General features: G+C 65.7%; 16 protein-coding genes and 1 tRNA gene. 2 read left to right on the forward strand and 15 right to left on the reverse strand.

Annotated elements, in window-relative coordinates:
* Positions 1 to 99: 99 nt before the first annotated feature.
* Positions 100 to 1,167, reverse strand: a complete 1,068-nt coding sequence (locus E2E27_RS13690) for a Glu/Leu/Phe/Val family dehydrogenase (RefSeq protein ID WP_141460036.1) — start codon at positions 1,165 to 1,167, stop codon at positions 100 to 102.
* Positions 1,168 to 1,214: 47 nt separating this feature from the next.
* Positions 1,215 to 1,291, reverse strand: a tRNA-His gene (locus tag E2E27_RS13695).
* Positions 1,292 to 1,523: 232 nt separating this feature from the next.
* On the opposite strand from E2E27_RS13695, the gene E2E27_RS13700 reads away from it, so the two are divergent.
* Complete coding sequence (locus E2E27_RS13700; RefSeq protein WP_141460038.1) at positions 1,524 to 2,159, forward strand: prolyl hydroxylase family protein; 636 nt, start codon at positions 1,524 to 1,526, stop codon at positions 2,157 to 2,159.
* Positions 2,160 to 2,258: 99 nt separating this feature from the next.
* On the opposite strand, the gene rpmE is transcribed toward E2E27_RS13700, so the two are convergent.
* From rpmE to pyrH, 10 genes are all read right to left on the reverse strand, one after another.
* Entirely contained in the window at positions 2,259 to 2,486 is a 228-nt protein-coding gene (gene rpmE, locus E2E27_RS13705; RefSeq protein WP_141460040.1) for a 50S ribosomal protein L31, read from the reverse strand.
* Between the two features lie 216 nt (positions 2,487 to 2,702).
* Positions 2,703 to 3,176 (reverse strand): 3-hydroxyacyl-ACP dehydratase FabZ, encoded by a 474-nt coding sequence (fabZ, locus tag E2E27_RS13710; RefSeq protein ID WP_141460042.1) that lies wholly within the window; start codon positions 3,174 to 3,176, stop codon positions 2,703 to 2,705.
* A 21-nt stretch (positions 3,177 to 3,197) separates the two neighbouring features.
* Positions 3,198 to 3,884 carry an OmpH/Skp family outer membrane protein gene (locus tag E2E27_RS13715; protein ID WP_141460044.1) on the reverse strand — a complete coding sequence of 229 codons (687 nt, stop codon included), beginning with the start codon at positions 3,882 to 3,884 and terminating at the stop codon, positions 3,198 to 3,200.
* A complete protein-coding gene (gene bamA / locus E2E27_RS13720; protein WP_141460046.1) occupies positions 3,884 to 6,622 on the reverse strand; it encodes an outer membrane protein assembly factor BamA in 2,739 nt (912 codons plus the stop codon). The genes E2E27_RS13715 and bamA overlap by 1 nt, the downstream gene beginning before the upstream one ends.
* Positions 6,623 to 6,818: 196 nt before the next feature.
* Positions 6,819 to 7,916 (reverse strand): RIP metalloprotease RseP, encoded by a 1,098-nt coding sequence (gene rseP, locus E2E27_RS13725; RefSeq protein ID WP_141461907.1) that lies wholly within the window; start codon positions 7,914 to 7,916, stop codon positions 6,819 to 6,821.
* 16 nt (positions 7,917 to 7,932) lie between these two features.
* Entirely contained in the window at positions 7,933 to 9,099 is a 1,167-nt protein-coding gene (gene dxr / locus E2E27_RS13730; RefSeq protein WP_141460048.1) for a 1-deoxy-D-xylulose-5-phosphate reductoisomerase, read from the reverse strand.
* 8 nt (positions 9,100 to 9,107) lie between these two features.
* Complete coding sequence (locus E2E27_RS13735) at positions 9,108 to 9,872, reverse strand: phosphatidate cytidylyltransferase (protein ID WP_141460050.1); 765 nt, start codon at positions 9,870 to 9,872, stop codon at positions 9,108 to 9,110.
* The gene (gene uppS, locus E2E27_RS13740; RefSeq protein ID WP_234036271.1) at positions 9,859 to 10,500 is read right to left on the reverse strand and encodes a polyprenyl diphosphate synthase; all 642 of its coding nucleotides are present in this window, start codon (positions 10,498 to 10,500) and stop codon (positions 9,859 to 9,861) included. The genes E2E27_RS13735 and uppS overlap by 14 nt, the downstream gene beginning before the upstream one ends.
* 61 nt (positions 10,501 to 10,561) lie before the next feature.
* Entirely contained in the window at positions 10,562 to 11,119 is a 558-nt protein-coding gene (frr, locus tag E2E27_RS13745; protein WP_141460052.1) for a ribosome recycling factor, read from the reverse strand.
* A 23-nt stretch (positions 11,120 to 11,142) separates the two neighbouring features.
* Positions 11,143 to 11,862, reverse strand: coding sequence for a UMP kinase (gene pyrH / locus E2E27_RS13750; protein ID WP_141460054.1), 720 nt, complete (start codon positions 11,860 to 11,862; stop codon positions 11,143 to 11,145).
* Between the two features lie 83 nt (positions 11,863 to 11,945).
* On the opposite strand from pyrH, the gene E2E27_RS13755 reads away from it, so the two are divergent.
* Positions 11,946 to 12,794: a metallophosphoesterase gene (locus tag E2E27_RS13755; protein ID WP_141460056.1), complete on the forward strand. Its 849-nt coding sequence runs from the start codon at positions 11,946 to 11,948 to the stop codon at positions 12,792 to 12,794.
* Here E2E27_RS13755 and E2E27_RS13760 read toward each other — a convergent pair.
* The 3 genes from E2E27_RS13760 to rpsB all read right to left on the reverse strand — a co-directional run bounded on the left by E2E27_RS13760 (position 12,791) and on the right by rpsB (position 15,067).
* Positions 12,791 to 13,102, reverse strand: a complete 312-nt coding sequence (locus E2E27_RS13760) for a hypothetical protein (protein ID WP_141460058.1) — start codon at positions 13,100 to 13,102, stop codon at positions 12,791 to 12,793. The genes E2E27_RS13755 and E2E27_RS13760 overlap by 4 nt on opposite strands.
* A gap of 126 nt (positions 13,103 to 13,228) precedes the next feature.
* Positions 13,229 to 14,155 carry a translation elongation factor Ts gene (tsf, locus tag E2E27_RS13765; RefSeq protein ID WP_141460060.1) on the reverse strand — a complete coding sequence of 309 codons (927 nt, stop codon included), beginning with the start codon at positions 14,153 to 14,155 and terminating at the stop codon, positions 13,229 to 13,231.
* A 129-nt stretch (positions 14,156 to 14,284) separates the two neighbouring features.
* The gene (rpsB, locus tag E2E27_RS13770; protein WP_141460062.1) at positions 14,285 to 15,067 is read right to left on the reverse strand and encodes a 30S ribosomal protein S2; all 783 of its coding nucleotides are present in this window, start codon (positions 15,065 to 15,067) and stop codon (positions 14,285 to 14,287) included.
* Positions 15,068 to 15,231 lie beyond the last annotated feature (164 nt).

Here is a 15,231-nt window from a genome sequence, read left to right on the forward strand (position 1 = left end):
TCAGACCGGGCTTGTAGCCTTACACCCGTTCCCGACAAGAGAGCAAATCACGGGCAAGGCCATTCGTTCCCGCCTTGCCGCGATCCCGGCCCTGTCCGATCAGCCGCGGCCGATCAGTTTCTGGGCCATCCGGTCGGCAACCACGTCGGACGAGACACCGCTCGTCGCGCTTTCCTGCCAGATGCTCACGAGCCGTCCGGGGATCTGCTCGACCAGTGCGTTCACCTCCGCCACATCACCGCTGCGGCCTTCGCGCCGGGCGAGATACTCGGTCGCGACCGAGATGATGCCGCCGGCGTTGATGACGTAATCGGGCGCGTAGAGGATGTCGCGCGCCGCCAGCACCGCGCCGTGTTCGGGCCGGGCGAGCTGGTTGTTCGCCCCGCCCGCGACGATCGCGCAGTCGAGCCCGGCGATGCCCGCATCGTCGAGGATCGCGCCCAGCGCGTTGGGGCTGAAGACATCGCACGGCGTCGTCATGATCGCGTCGGTGCCGACCGCCACCCCGCCCAGCTCGCTCGCCAGCGTCGCCGCGCGGGCTTCGTTGATGTCGGCCAGCGTCAGCTTCGCGCCGTCGCGCGCCAGCAAGCGGGCGACGCCGCCGCCGACCGAGCCGGTGCCCTGCACCGCGACATGGACGCCCTGAAGGCTCTCTCTGCCCAGCTTGTGCGCCACCGCGGCCTTGATGCCGAGATAGATGCCATAGGCCGTGAACGGCCCCGGATCGCCGCCCGCGCTGCCCTCACCAGCCACCGGCAGGCCCGAGACATGCGCGGTGCGCTGCGAGACCGCGACCATGTCGGCCTCGGTGATGCCGACATCCTCGGCGGTGACGTAACGCCCGCCCAGGCTTTCGACCGCATCGCCGAAAGCGGCGAGCAATTCGGGGGTCTTGATGCGCTGCTCATCGGCGAGGATCACTGCCTTGCCGCCCCCCATCGGCAGGCCGGCCATGGCGTTCTTGTAGCTCATGCCGCGCGACAGGCGCAGCACATCGCGCATCGCGGCCGCCGGTTCGTTGTAATGCCAGAAACGCGTGCCGCCCGCCGCAGGGCCGAGATGGGTCGAATGCACCGCGATGATTGCTGTCAGCCCGCTGGCCCGATCGTGAACCAGCGTCACCTGCTCATGCGCGTCGAAATCGGGCTCGGCCCAGAATGCGGTCATGTCGTCTCCCCTGTGGGGCGCGGGCCATGACAGCAGCAGGGGAGAAATGGGGCGATCGAGGGGTCTCGAACCCCCGACCTCCGGTACCACAAACCGGCGCTCTAACCAACTGAGCTACGATCGCCACACACCCCTGCCGGCATACCACCCTTCCGGCTGGTGCCAAGCCCGTGCGAGACGGGCGGCATTACGGAAGGCAAACGCACCGTCAAGTGCGCTGTCAGGAGCGGCGCGCCTCTTGCACAAAGCCTTGCCCAAGGGAAGCGAAAACTGCGCTTTCCGCCGCAACGCGCAAGATTGTTGCGCGGGCTGCAAAAGCGTTGCCTCGGCCCCGGCGCATTCTATCCTTGGGCGCGATGACGACCCTTGCCGATTCTGTCGCCGCGCGCCTTGCCGACCAGCCCGGCGTCCAGCGCGTGCCGACCCCCAAGGCCGCCGTGTTCCAGCTCAAGCGATTCGCTCCCGCCGATCTGGCCGCCGAGCTGATCACGCTGATCGACCGCGATCGCCGCCCGTCGACCATTGCCGACGACAATGGCGATCCGGTGTTCCGCACCAGCGAAACCTGCGACCTGCCCGCCGATCATCCCGCCGTGCAGAAGATCGAGGCGCTGATTGCCGCGCTTTCCGGCATTGACCCGGCCTATGGCGAGCCGCTGCAAGGCCAGCGCTATGCCGAAGGGCAGGAGTTCAAGGCGCACACCGACTATTTCGCCCCCGATGGCCGCGATTATCAGCGCTTCTGCGCGCTGTCGGGCAACCGCACATGGACCTTTATGGTCTATCTCAACGATGTCGCCGCGGGCGGAGCGACGCGGTTCAAGCTGCTCGACAAGACCTTCCAGCCCGAGGCGGGCAAATTGCTGTGCTGGAACAATCGCCTGCCCGACGGAGGCGTCAATCATGCCACGCTCCACCACGGGATGAAGGTGCGCAAGGGCGTCAAATACGTGATCACCAAGTGGTTTCGCGAGCGGCCCTGGCAAGGCTGAGCACGCAACAAAAAGGGCGACCCCGTCGGGCCGCCCTCCTCACGCAAGCCGAAGCCTGCGAACCGGTCGGGGCAGCGCGCGGCCGCCCCTGATCTGGTCTTACTTGTTCTTGAGGCTGAGCCCGCCGAAACGCTTGTTGAACTGCGCCACACGGCCGCCTTCCTGCACCTGCTGACGACCGCCGGTCCAGGCGGGGTGGCTCAGCGGATCGATTTCGAGCGCGAGCACATCGCCTTCCTTGCCCCAGGTCGAGCGGGTCTGGAATTCGGTACCATCGGTCATCTTGACCGTGATCATGTGATAATCGGGGTGCCCTTCGGCCTTCATGATGCAATTCCTTTGGAGCGTGGCGCCGGTTCCGACCGGCGCTGCTATGAATGGGAAGCGCGCGCCTTAGTGGCGAAAGCGTAGCAATGCAACCTTAGATGTTGACTGCGGTACGGTCGGCGAAGCCGATCGCAAGGGCGACCGCCCGCCCGCAGCGACGCGACCTTCAGGTCGCGTGAGCGAGGACAAGCACCCGCGGATGTGGGTGCGCACGCATCACATATTATCCACCATCATCGCGGTGAATTCGACCTCGCAGGTCGTCTTGCCCTCGACGCTCGCCACACCCTTGAACTTGTAGACGCGGCTGCGCTTCTGGGTGAATTCGACGTGCAGATCGAGCAGGCAGCCCGGCGTCACGGGGGCGCGGAACTTGGCGTTCTCGATCCCCATGAAGATCACCAGCTTGCCGGTGCCGGCGAGCTCCATCGTCTCGATCCCGAGGATGCCGGCGGCCTGCGCCAGCGCCTCGATCTGGAGCACGCCGGGCATGATCGGCGCCCCGGGGAAATGGCCCTGGAAGAACTGCTCGTTCATGCTCACGGCCTTGACCGCGTGAATGCGCTCTCCCAGCTGGATCGCCTTCACCCGGTCGACCAGCAGCAGCGGATAGCGATGCGGCAAGGCATTGAGGATCTTGACGATATCGTAATCCAGCGGGGCCGTGCCCGCGCTATCCGGCTCGCTCATGTCCGTTGCTCCGCGTCTGCGTCAGCGGCCCGCGGGGGCTTCGGGATTGCCCTGCTGACCAGCAGCCTGCTGCTGCGCCTGGAACTGCGCGGCGAGCGCGAGACGCTGCTGGATCTCCTGATAGATCTGCACGCCTTCGCGGCTCGGCTGCCAGCCGGCGGGCGGCACCACGCCGACGGCGGGCACGCGAGCGTTGAGCGCGGTGGTCACCTTCTGGGTGATGTCGGCCTCGGGCGGAGCGAACAGCAGCGAGGCCGGGTCGATCACCAGCTTGATCTGATCGGCATCGGTGACGTCCTTGAGCGCGGCGGCATACTGCATGATGATCTGCTCGACCGCGAAGACCCGCGCACCGTCGATCTGGTTGGTCAGCCCGGCGATCTCCTGCTCGAGCGTCTGGATCTTGGCATAGTCGGGCGCCTTCTGCATCGCGGCGAGCTCGGTATCGTCGACCTGCTTGTCACCGTTCTTGTCGAACTTGGCGAGCAGGGTCTGGCGCTCCTGCGCCTTGGTGCGGCGCAGCTCGTTCTGCGAGGCATAGGTCGTGTTGACCTGCTCGTAGGCGGTCTGGAAGGCGGTGGTGCCGATCACGGTGCGCGAGACATCGACCGTGGCCATGCGGCCGTCGACCTGGGCCTGGGCCGGAAGCGCGGCAGTGGCGGCGAGGATGAGGCCCGCAGGCGCGAGCAGCTGGGCAAGACGTGTCATCAGAATTGAGTCCCTACGTTGAAGGTGAAACGCCGCTCGTCATCGCCTTCGACACTGCGAATGGACTGAGCGAAATCGATACGGAAAGGTCCGAAGGGCGAGTTCCAGTTGACCCCGATCCCGGCGGTGATGCGCGGGCTGGGAGTGTTGCCGAGGAACAGCTCGCGGATATTGCTGCCGCCCTGGATCTCGCGGCAGTTGGGTGTGCCGTCGGGCTGGGTCGGGCTGGTGGTGGGCGTGCGGTTGAGCGAGCCGCACGAGCCGCCGGCGGGCGGCGTGCTGTAGAGCAGCTCGCCGGCATCGTTGGTCAGCTGCGTGCCGGCCGGGTTGACCGTGAGCACCGGGGTCTCCACGCCCCACAGCGCGCCGACGTCGGCCCAGATCGACGGCCTGAGGCCCAGTTCGCGCGCACCGCTGCCGAGCGGAATCTCGAGCTCGGCGCGGCCGAGGTAGTAGTTGCGCCCGCCGATCGCATCGTCACGCACCTGGTTGCGGGCGGTGAAGAATTGGATGTTGCCATCCTCGTCCACGACCGGACGGTTGAACTGGTCGAGCTGCGAGGTCTGCGTCAGGATGCGCGGACCGACCCCGCGGATGGCATAGCCGCGGAACTGCGGTTCGCCGAGGAAGAAGCGGTCGGTCAGCAGGATGTCGTCCACCCCTGCGCCCGGACGCTCCTGCAAGGGTACGATGGTGCCCCCTTCGGCCAGCACCGAGAAGATGAAGCCCGAATTGCCCACGTTCCAGAACTGCTGCGCCCGCCCGCGCAGGCGGATGTAGCGCTGGTCCCCGCCCAGCCCCGCGAACTCGCTGCTGAGCGAAATCGTCTTCCCGCGCGTCGGACGGAGGCGCGAATTGAGCGAATTGTAGTTGAGGCTGAGCCCGACGATCGAGCTCAGGCGGTTGCCGATCGCATCGCACAGGAAGCGCCCGGCGCGCAGCGGATCGCACTCACGCACCCCGTCGCCATTGAGGTCTGAGAAGAACAGGTTCTCGTCCAGCGTCACCTGCTCGTAGTTGAGCGTGTAGCTGCCGATCAGCGACATGTATTCGGTCAGCGGCACACCGGCGCGCATCGAAAAGCCGGTGGTGGACTGTTCGAAGGTGGTGTTGCGCTGGTTGCCGGTGAAGTTGAAGCTGTTGAAATCGCGGCGATAGATGTCGATCCCGCCGGAAATGTTGCGATCGAAAATATAGGGATCGGAGAAGCTGATCTGGGCCGAGCGCGAGAACTGCGAATAATTGACGCTGAGCCCGATGGTCTGCCCGCGCCCGCGGAAATTGCGCTGGCGGATGGAGCCGGCCAGAATGAACTGCTCGATCGACGAGAAGCCCGCCGAGAACTGCAATTCGCCCGTCGGCCGCTCTTCGATATTGGCTTCGAGGATGATCCGGTCGGGCGCGCTGCCTTCGGTCTGGGTGACCTCGAAATTCTCCTGGAAATAGCCCAGCGAATTGATGCGCGCGGTGGTGCGCTGCACGCCGAGGCTGTTGAAGGCATCGCCCTCAGCCAAGCGGAATTCGCGGCGGATCACCTTGTCCTGCGTCAGCGTGTTGCCGTTAATGTCGACCCGCTCGACATAGACGCGCGGCGCCTCGCGCAGCACGAAAGTCACGTTCATCTTGCGGTTGTCGGCATCGCGGTTGAAGCGCGGCTGCACATCGGCGAAGGCATAGCCATAGCGGCCCGCCAGCTCGGTCAGCTGCTCGACCGTGTCCTCGACCGTCTTGGCGTTGTAGAAATCGCCGTCCTGCATCGGCAGCTGGGTGCTCATCACGTCGCTGTCGAAGTCGCGCAGCTGGCTGTCGACCTTGACGTCGCCGAAGGTATAGCGCTCACCCTCCTCCACCACATAGGTGATGATGAAGTCCTTCTGGTCGGGCGTCAGCTCGGCCACGGCGGAAACCACGCGGAAATCTGCGTAGCCTTCGGTCAGGTAGAACTGGCGCAGCTTCTGCTGGTCGAACGCCAGACGATCGGGATCGTAGCTGGTGTTGGAACTGAAGAAGCTGGTGAGCCGCGCCTGCTTGGTCACCATCTCGCCGCGCAGCTTGCCGTCGGAGAACTTCTCGTTGCCGAGGATGTTGATCTGGCGAACCTTGGACTTGGGCCCTTCGCTGATCTCGAACACGATATCGACGCGGTTCTGCGGCAGCTGCACCAGCTTGGGCTCAACCTTGGCGGCGAAGCGCCCCTGCCGCTTGTAGAGCTCGATGATGCGCGCAACGTCGGCGCGGACCTTGGAGCGGGTGAAGATCTGGCGTGGCGAAAGCTTGATTTCGGGCAGGATCTTGTCGGGCTTCAGCCGCTCGTTGCCTTCGAGCACAATGCGGTTGATCACCGGGTTTTCGGTGATGGTGATGACGACATTGCCGCCATCATTGCGGATCGCGTAATTGGCGAAAAGCTCCGTCGCGCTCAGATCCTTGAGCGCCTCGTCCGCCGCGACGGCGGTGTATTCCTGCCCGACCCGCAGACGGATGTAGCTGAGGATCGTGGTCGGCTCGAGCCGTTCGGCACCGACCACGGTGATGGTGCGGATGGTGTTGCTGCGCGGCGCCTGCGCCTCGGGCGCTGCGGGCTGAGACTCAGCCGGGGCTTCCTGTGCCGCCACCATCGCCGGCATCCCGGCGAGGATCGAGCCGCAGCACAGCAGGCTGGCCAGCCGCAGCGGGGCCTTCACGGATGCAGGCTTGCCAGTGACCGGCCCTGCGCCCGTCTCGCTCAATCGGTTCATTCAGCTAAAATCCCGTTCTCAACCCTCGGCACCGCAGGCTTTGCGCCCGTGATCTGCCGTCCTGCCATCGTCCCGACACCGCGCCACGCATCGCCTTGCGTCGACGTGGACGCCTGTGCCCCATGTGTCCCCTGCAATCAAGCCGCGAGCCCCTCGGCCTTCGCGCGTTTCCACCGCCCTGCCGCCTTCCGGGCGGTCAGCTTCCGAAGATGGGCAGGGAGATTATGTCATTCACCGTCACCACCACCATCAGCATCAGCACCAGCGCGATGCCGGTGCGATAGGCCCATTCGGTCGCCTGCGGCCCCACCGGCTTCCGGCGGATCGCCTCGGCCGCGTAGAACATCAGATGCCCGCCATCGAGTGCGGGGATTGGCAAGAAGTTGATGAATGCCAAATTAAGCGAGATCAGTGCGGCGAAATGAATGAAGGCCGCGGCCCCCAGACTCATCTGCTCGCCCGAGAACTTGGCGATCTTGAGCGGCCCGCCCAGTTCCTTGACCGAACGCTCGCCGGTAACGATCTGCTTGATCCCGGTGATCATCATGCCGGTGAAGTCCCAGCTCTGCTTCACGCCGAGCGGGATCGCTTCGAGAACGCCAACCTCTTCAAGCTCGTACTTGCCGCCTGCGGGCGCGACGCCGATCAGGCCTTCGGTGCTGGGATTGCCGAACGAGTCGGTGCGTTCGACCCGCGCGGTGGTCAACGTGATCTCGACCGGGCGGCCTTCGCGTTCGAGAGTGAAGATCATGCGCTTGCCCGGATGGAGCGCGACCTTGGTCTTGAGATCGGTGAAATCGCGGATCGGTCGCCCGTCGATGGCGACGACGATGTCGCCCACCTGCATCCCCGCCGCTTCGGCCACGCTGCCTTCGGAGAAGGCACCGATGGTGCGCGAATCTTCCTCGTCGACAATCACCGGCTTGCCGATAATCGCGAAAAAGGCCGCGAAGATGCCAATCGCGAGCAGCAGATTGGTGACCGGCCCCGCCGCGACGATCAGCGCGCGCTTCCACAGCGCGGCGTTCTGGAACGAGCCCGGCTCTGCGGGCGCGTGCGGATCGGGGACGCTCGCGGGGTTCATGTCGCCCTTGAACTGCACATAGCCGCCCAAGGGCAGCGCCGAGAGTTTCCAGCGAGTGCCGTGGCGGTCGGTGAAGCCCGCGAGCTCCTTGCCGAAGCCGACCGAGAAAGCCTCGGCCTTCACCCCGAACCACCGGCCGACCAGATAGTGGCCGAGCTCGTGCAAGGTCACCAGCGGCCCGAGCAGCAGCGCGAAGCCGATCACGTACATCCAGAAAGGGGGCGATTCAAACAAGGGCTTGGGTCTCCAGCAGGGACTGTGCCTGCAACCGGGCGGATTGATCGACGGCGAGCACTTCCTCGAGGCTCGCCGGGCGCGGCGCGTCATTGCTGTGCGCCAACACCTCTTCGACCAATGCCGCGATCCGGGTGAACCTGATCTGACCGGCAAGGAAGGCGGCGACCGCGACCTCGTTGGCGGCGTTGAGGATCGCGGGCGCCGATCCGCCCGCCTTGATCGCATCGCGGGCAAGGCGGGTGGCGGGGAAGCGCGTTTCGTCAGGCGCGTGGAAGGTCAGCTCGCCAATCGCCGCCAGGTCGAGCGGGCTGAGCGGCGTCTCCATCCGCTGCGGCCAGGCGAGACACGAGGCGATCGGCACGCGCATGTCCGAAGGGCCCAGTTGCGCCAGCGTCGAACGGTCGCGGAATTCGACCATCGAATGGATCACGCTTTGCGGATGGACGACGATCCCCAGACGCTCCAGTCCGACCGGGAAGAGGTGATAGGCCTCGATATATTCGAGCCCCTTGTTCATCATGGTCGCGCTATCGACGCTGATCTTGGCGCCCATCGACCAGTTGGGATGCGCCACGGCCTGCGCCGGAGTGGCGGCATCGAGCTGCGCCTGCGTCCACGTGCGCAAGGGTCCGCCGCTGGCCGTGAGGGTGATCTTGGCGACATCCTCGATCCGGTTTCCGGCGAGGCACTGGAAAATCGCGTTGTGTTCGGAGTCCGTGGGCAGCAGCGTCGCGCCGTGCCGGGCGACCGCTTCCATCAGCACTTCGCCTGCCGAGACCAGCGCTTCCTTGTTGGCGAGCGCGATGGTGCCGCCGCGTTCGACCGCCGCCATCACCGGGGCGAGCCCTGCGCAGCCAACGATCGCCGCCACGGTCATGTCCACGGGCCGCGCCGCCGCCTCGATCAGCGCCTGACGACCGCCTGCGGCCGCGATCCCGCTGCTGCCGAGCGCCTCGCGCAGTTCGGGCAGGCAGGTCTCGTCACCCACCACCGCCAGCTTGGCATCGAATTCGATCGCGAGTGCCGCCAGCTCCGCCGCGCTGCATTGGGCCGTCAGCGCCTCGACAGCCCACGCATCCCGGTTGCGCCGCACCAGATCGAGCGTCGAAGCGCCGATCGATCCGGTCGCGCCGAGCAGGGTAAGGGAACGCGTCATGCCCTGCATCATCCCAGCAAAGTGGGCAGCGTGGCAATCACAAACAGCACGAAGAACACCGCGAGGAAACCGTCGAGCCGGTCGAACAAGCCGCCATGTCCCGGAATGAGGCTGCCGGAATCTTTCACGCCCGCGCGCCGCTTCATCCAGCTTTCAAAGAAATCGCCCGCCTGCGCGAGCACCGCGATAAGGATGCCGCCCACCACGGCCATCGCAATCCGCAACCCGCTGTAACCGGGGGTCGCGGTGGGGGCGAAATAGAGGAGTTCGACCGCTACGCCCACCAGGGCCGCCAGCGTCGCGCCGCCCGCGAGGCCCGCCCAGGTCTTGGACGGGCTGATCTTGGGCGCGATCTTGGGGCCGCCGATGGCGCGCCCGGCGAAATAGGCGCCAACATCGACCGCGATCACCGGCAGGATAAAGACGATCAGCACTTCGAGCGGCGCATAGCCCTTCACCGGCGAATCCGGAAACAGATCGACCAGCCCGGCGCGCACGATCACCATCGCCAGCGCCGCGCCGCCGACATAGACCACGCCGGCGAAGAACCACAGCGTCTCGCCCAGCCCGGACAGGCCGAAGCGCTCGATCAGCTTGTTCCATTCCCAGATCACGCCGCCCGCCAGCAGCGCGACGAAGCCGATCCAGAACCAGCTGCCCAGCCACAGCGCCCCGCCCGCCAGGACCAGCATGACGATCGCGCTCGCCAGCCGCACCGGCAGATCGCTCACCCCCGCGCGCGGATCGCGCACCCGCACTTCACCGTCCGCCATAGCGCCGTTCCCTCCGGGCAAAATCATCGAGCGCACGGGCGAGGTGCGCCGGTTCAAAGTCAGGCCACAGCGTATCGACGAACAGCATCTCGGCATAGGCCGCCTGCCACAGCAGGAAATTCGACAGGCGGATTTCCCCGCTGGTGCGAATGAGCAGGTCGAGCGGCGGCAGATCGTGGGTATCGAGATGCGCGGCGATGGTGTCGATCGTCACCGCGCCGCTGGCCGCAGCCTTTGCCGCCGCGCGCGCGATCTCGTGCTGCCCGCCATAGTTGAGCGCCACCGCCAGCGTCTGGTTGCCGTTCGCGGTCTGCGCCAGCGCGTCTTCCAGCATCGCGACGATATCGGGCGCGAGGCTCTGCCAGTCGCCGATGATCTTGAGCTTCACGTTGTTGGCGACGAATTCGGGCAGGTCGGATTTGATGAACCTCCGCATCAGGTTCATCAGATCATCGACCTCATCCTCCGAGCGCTTCCAGTTCTCCGAGGAAAAGGCGTAGAGCGTCAGACATTCGAGCCCCGTGCCCTCGAGCGAGCGCACCAGCCGCCGCACCGCCTCGACCCCGCGCTGGTGCCCCACCGCACGCGGGAGCGCACGCTTCTTGGCCCAGCGGCCATTGCCATCCATGATGATGGCGACATGTCTGGCGCGCGACTGGTCCAACCCGTTCCCCACAATCCTGTCCGCCTTACTGCGTCAGGATTTCCTGTTCCTTCTTGGCGGCCGCTTCGTCGGTTTCCTTGACGTATTGGTCGGTCAGCTTCTGGACCTGCTCTTCGGAGCGCTTGCGGTCGTCCTCGGAGATTTCCTTCTTCTTCTCGTCGGTCTTGAGACTTTCCATCGCATCGCGGCGCACGTTGCGGATCGCGATCTTGGCCTTTTCGGCATACTGGCCCGCCAGCTTTGCCAGCTCCTTGCGGCGCTCCTGCGTCAGATCGGGGATCGGCAGGCGCAAGGTCTGGCCGTCGATGATCGGGTTCAAGCCGAGGTTGGCATAGGCAATCGCCTTTTCCACGGCGTGGAGGTTCGACTTGTCCCACACCTGCACGCTCAGCATCCGCGGTTCGGGAGCGGAGACGGTGGCGACCTGCTGGAGCGGCATCATCGAGCCGTAAACCTCGACCTGCACCGGATCGAGCAGCGTGGTGTTGGCACGGCCCGTGCGCAGGCCCTGAAGATCGCTCTTGAGCGATTCCACCGCGCCCTTCATCCGGCGCTCGACATCGGCCTTGTCATATTGCGGCATGGCTGGGGTTCCTTTTGCTGGTCTTAGCTGTCTTGCACGATCGTCTGGACACCCTCGCCCGCCAGCACGCGCGCGAGGTTGCCCTTCTCGCGGATCGAGAAGACCACGATCGGGATCTTGTTGTCGCGGCACAGCGCCACGGCGGAGGCGTCCATCACCTTGAGGTTGTCGGCCAGCACCTTGTCATAGGTGACGGTATCGAAACGGGTCGCGGCGGGGTTGTGCTTGGGATCGCTGTCATAGACCCCGTCAACGCTGGTGCCCTTGAGCAGCGCGTCGCAGCGCATCTCCGCCGCGCGCAGCGCCGCGCCGCTGTCGGTGGTGAAATAGGGTGCGCCCACGCCCGCGGCGAAGATGACGACGCGGCCCTTTTCCAGATGACGTTCGGCGCGGCGACGGATCACCGGCTCGCACACCTTGTCCATCTCGATCGCGGATTGGACGCGGGTCTGCACGCCCAGCTGTTCCAATGCGTTCTGCATCGCGAGCGCGTTCATCACGGTCGCCAGCATCCCCATGTAATCGGCCTGCGCGCGGTCCATCCCCTTGGCCGCGCCCGCCATCCCGCGAAAGATATTGCCGCCGCCGATCACGAGGCAAATCTCGAGCCCCGTTTCCTTCGCCGCCTTCACTTCCTTGGCGAGCTCCGAGACGAACTCGGGGTCGATCCCGAACTGCTGGTTGCCCATCAGCACTTCGCCCGACAATTTCAGGAGGACGCGCTTGATGGTAGGCAGGGACATAGTGGGCTGGCTTTCTGGCGGGAGTTGGCTAGCGGGGGCCTTTATCGGGGTGTCACCGTGCTGCCAAGAGGATAGCGGGGATAATGGGCAAGACAAGCATTCGCCGCGCCGCCCTGCTGCTGCTGGCGCTGGTGGTGGCGACGGGCGCCAAGGCGTGGCACGACACGATGCGCACGCCGGTGGTGGAGCGGCTGACGATCGCAAGCTCCGCCCTGCCCCCCGGCACGCCGCCGGTGCGGATCGCGCTGCTTGCCGATATCCACGTTGCCGGGCCCGATATGCCGCCCGAACGGCTGGCGCGGATCGTGGCGCAGGTCAACGCGTTGAAGCCCGATCTGGTCGCCATTGCAGGCGATCTGATCAGCGAAAAGCGCACCGCCACCCGCATCTACTCCGCTGGCGAGGTCGTCGCTCCGCTCGGCAAGCTCTCTGCGCCGTTGGGCGTGGTGGTGGTGCCGGGCAATCACGATCACTGGGCCGGCTGGGAAGCAATCTCGGCCGAGCTGGCGCGCCATCCACAGATCACCGTGCTGCGCAATCAGGCGATAGTGCGCGGGCCGCTGGTGATCGGCGGGGTGGACGATGACTTCACCGGCCGGGCAGACGTGCCTGCCACTGTAGCAGCGATGCCGCGCGGCGCGGGGGCGCGGATCGTGCTGACCCACTCGCCCGACATCTTTCCGCAGGTTCCGGTCGATGTCGACGCGGTGCTCGCGGGGCACACCCATTGCGGCCAGATCGCCTGGCCCTGGGGCGGCGCGCCCGCGACCATGTCCGACTACGGCGATCTCTACGCCTGCGGCGTGACGCGCCAGCACGGCAAAGTGCTGGTGACCAGCGCAGGCCTCGGCACCAGCCTGCTGCCCCTGCGGCTGTTCACGCATCCCGAGGTTTGGATGATCGAGATGCACCCGCCGCGGCGCGGGGACTAGCCCTTCAGGATGGTGTGGATGCGATCGCCAAACGGGCGCAGCTCGGCGAAATAGGCGTTGGTCTCGGCCTGCGTCAGATCGCCCTCGTCGCGCGAGGTGCGGATCGCTTCCCAGCGGTCGTAAATCTCCCCCGCAGCCTGCAAGGCGCTGGCGAAGTCGTGATCGCCCGCCGCTTCGAGATTGCGGACGCAAATCTTCCAGCGCTGTTCGAAACCATGCTCCGACAGGAACCAGTCGAGGCCTTTGTAGGACAGGACCCGGCGCGCGTCCTCGGCAGAGACGCCTTTAATCCAACTTTCGTCATTCATCCCTTGCAGCTCCCGGATTGCGCCGCGTGAGCTTAAGGCCGAATGGCAACCAACGGGTAAACAAGCAAAACGGCCGCCGCAGCGGGTGTCGCTGCGGCGGCCGTCGCAATGCAATGGAAAGAAGGATCAGCCCTTCAGCGTCGCCGCCACTTCCGCTGCGAAGTCGACCTCTTCCTTCTCGATGCCTTCGCCGAGCTGGAAGCGGGCGTAGTCCTTGAGCACGATCGGGGTGCCCGCAGCCTTGCCGGCCTGCGCGACCAGATCGGAAATCACGGTCTTGTTGTCCATCACGAAGATCTGGCTGAGCAGCGCGTTTTCCTTGGCGAACTTCTTCACCGCGCCGTCGACCATCTTGGCCTGCACGTCCTCGGGCTTGCCGCTTTCGGCAGCCTTTTCGGCCGCGACCTTGCGCTCACGTTCGAGCACGTCGGGGTCGAGGCTGTCGGCATCGAGCGCCATCGGGAAGGCGGCGGCGGCGTGCATCGCCAGCTGCTTGCCGAGCGGTTCGAGCACGTCCGCACCCGCTTCGCTTTCCAGACCGATCAGCACGCCGATCTTGCCGAGACCTTCGGCAGCGGCGGTGTGCATGTAGGACACGACCGCGCCCTTCTCGACCGAGACGGTCTTGATGCGGCGGATCTGCTGGTTTTCGCCAATGGTGGCGACATTGTCGGTCAGCTTGTCGGCGACGGTGCCGCCGGTCGGGTATTCAGCCGCCTTGAGCGCTTCGACGTCCTCGGTGCCGAGTTCCAGCGCGACCGCGGTGACGTTGCGCACGAAGCTCTGGAACTGGTCGTTCTTGGCGACGAAATCGGTTTCCGAGTTGACCTCGACAGCCACGCCCTTGCTGCCCGAAACGGCGACGCCGACGAGACCTTCGGCCGCGGTGCGGCTCGACTTCTTCTGGGCGGTGGCGAGGCCCTTGGCGCGCAGCGCGTCAACCGCGGCTTCGATATCGCCGCCCGCTTCGGTCAGCGCCTTCTTGGCGTCCATCATGCCAGCGCCGGTGCGCTCGCGCAGCTTCTTCACGTCGGCGACGGAAAAATCGGCCATGAGAAATTCCTTTTCATGTGTGTTCGGGCGCCCGGCCCTGCCGTCCCGGGAAGGGAGGCAATGCCGGGCGCGCTAGAGGGGGATTGTGACGGGTGATTGACGGCTGGCGCCGATCACCCGTTCCAGAAATCAGGCTTCGGCGTCTTCCGCAGCCGGTTCGTCGGCGACGACAGCTTCAGCCGGAGGCTCGGCCATCGCACCGAAATCGCTCGACACGTCGGCCTGGAACTTGCCCTTGCCCGCCAGCGCGGCCTCGCCGATCGCCTGGCAGTAGAGACGCACCGCACGGCTCGCATCGTCGTTGCCCGGAACCGGGAAGGCGATGCCGTTGGGGTCGACGTTGGTGTCGAGGATGCCGATCACCGGAATGCCGAGAACGTTGGCTTCCTTGATCGCCAGATCTTCCTTGTTGGCGTCGATCACGAACATCACGTCCGGAATGCCGCCCATGTCGCGGATACCGCCGAGCGACAGCTCCAGCTTCTCGCGCTCACGGGTGAGGTTGAGCACCTCCTTCTTGGTGAGACCCGAGGTGTCGCCCGAGAGCTGCTCTTCGAGGCTCTTCAGACGGCGGATCGAACCCGAGATGGTCTTCCAGTTGGTGAGCATGCCGCCCAACCAGCGGTGGTTGACGAAGTGCTGGCCGCTCATGCGCGCGGCTTCCGCGATCGGCTCCTGCGCCTGACGCTTGGTGCCGACGAACAGCACCTTGCCGCCCGAACGCACGGTCGATTCGACGAAGTCGAGCGCGCGCGCAAACAGCGGCACGGTCTGCGACAGGTCGATGATGTGAACACCATTGCGCGCGCCGAAGATGTACGGCTTCATGCGCGGGTTCCAGCGGTGGGTCTGGTGGCCGAAGTGAGCGCCGGCCTCGATCAATTGCTGCATGGTGACGACGGGTGCCGCCATAGGTAATTCCTTTCCGGTTGTTCCTCTGGAAGGCTGGAACCGCGCTTGCGGCGTTCCCGCGAGCGGCACCGGTATGAGCGCCTTCCATGTGAATTTACCCCGCGCCAAGGCCTCATGCCTCGCCCGGAGCGTGCGCGCCCTTAGCGGCACCTCGGAACAAAATC

It is taken from the genome of Porphyrobacter sp. YT40 (assembly GCF_006542605.1).
GTDB lineage: Bacteria > Pseudomonadota > Alphaproteobacteria > Sphingomonadales > Sphingomonadaceae > Erythrobacter.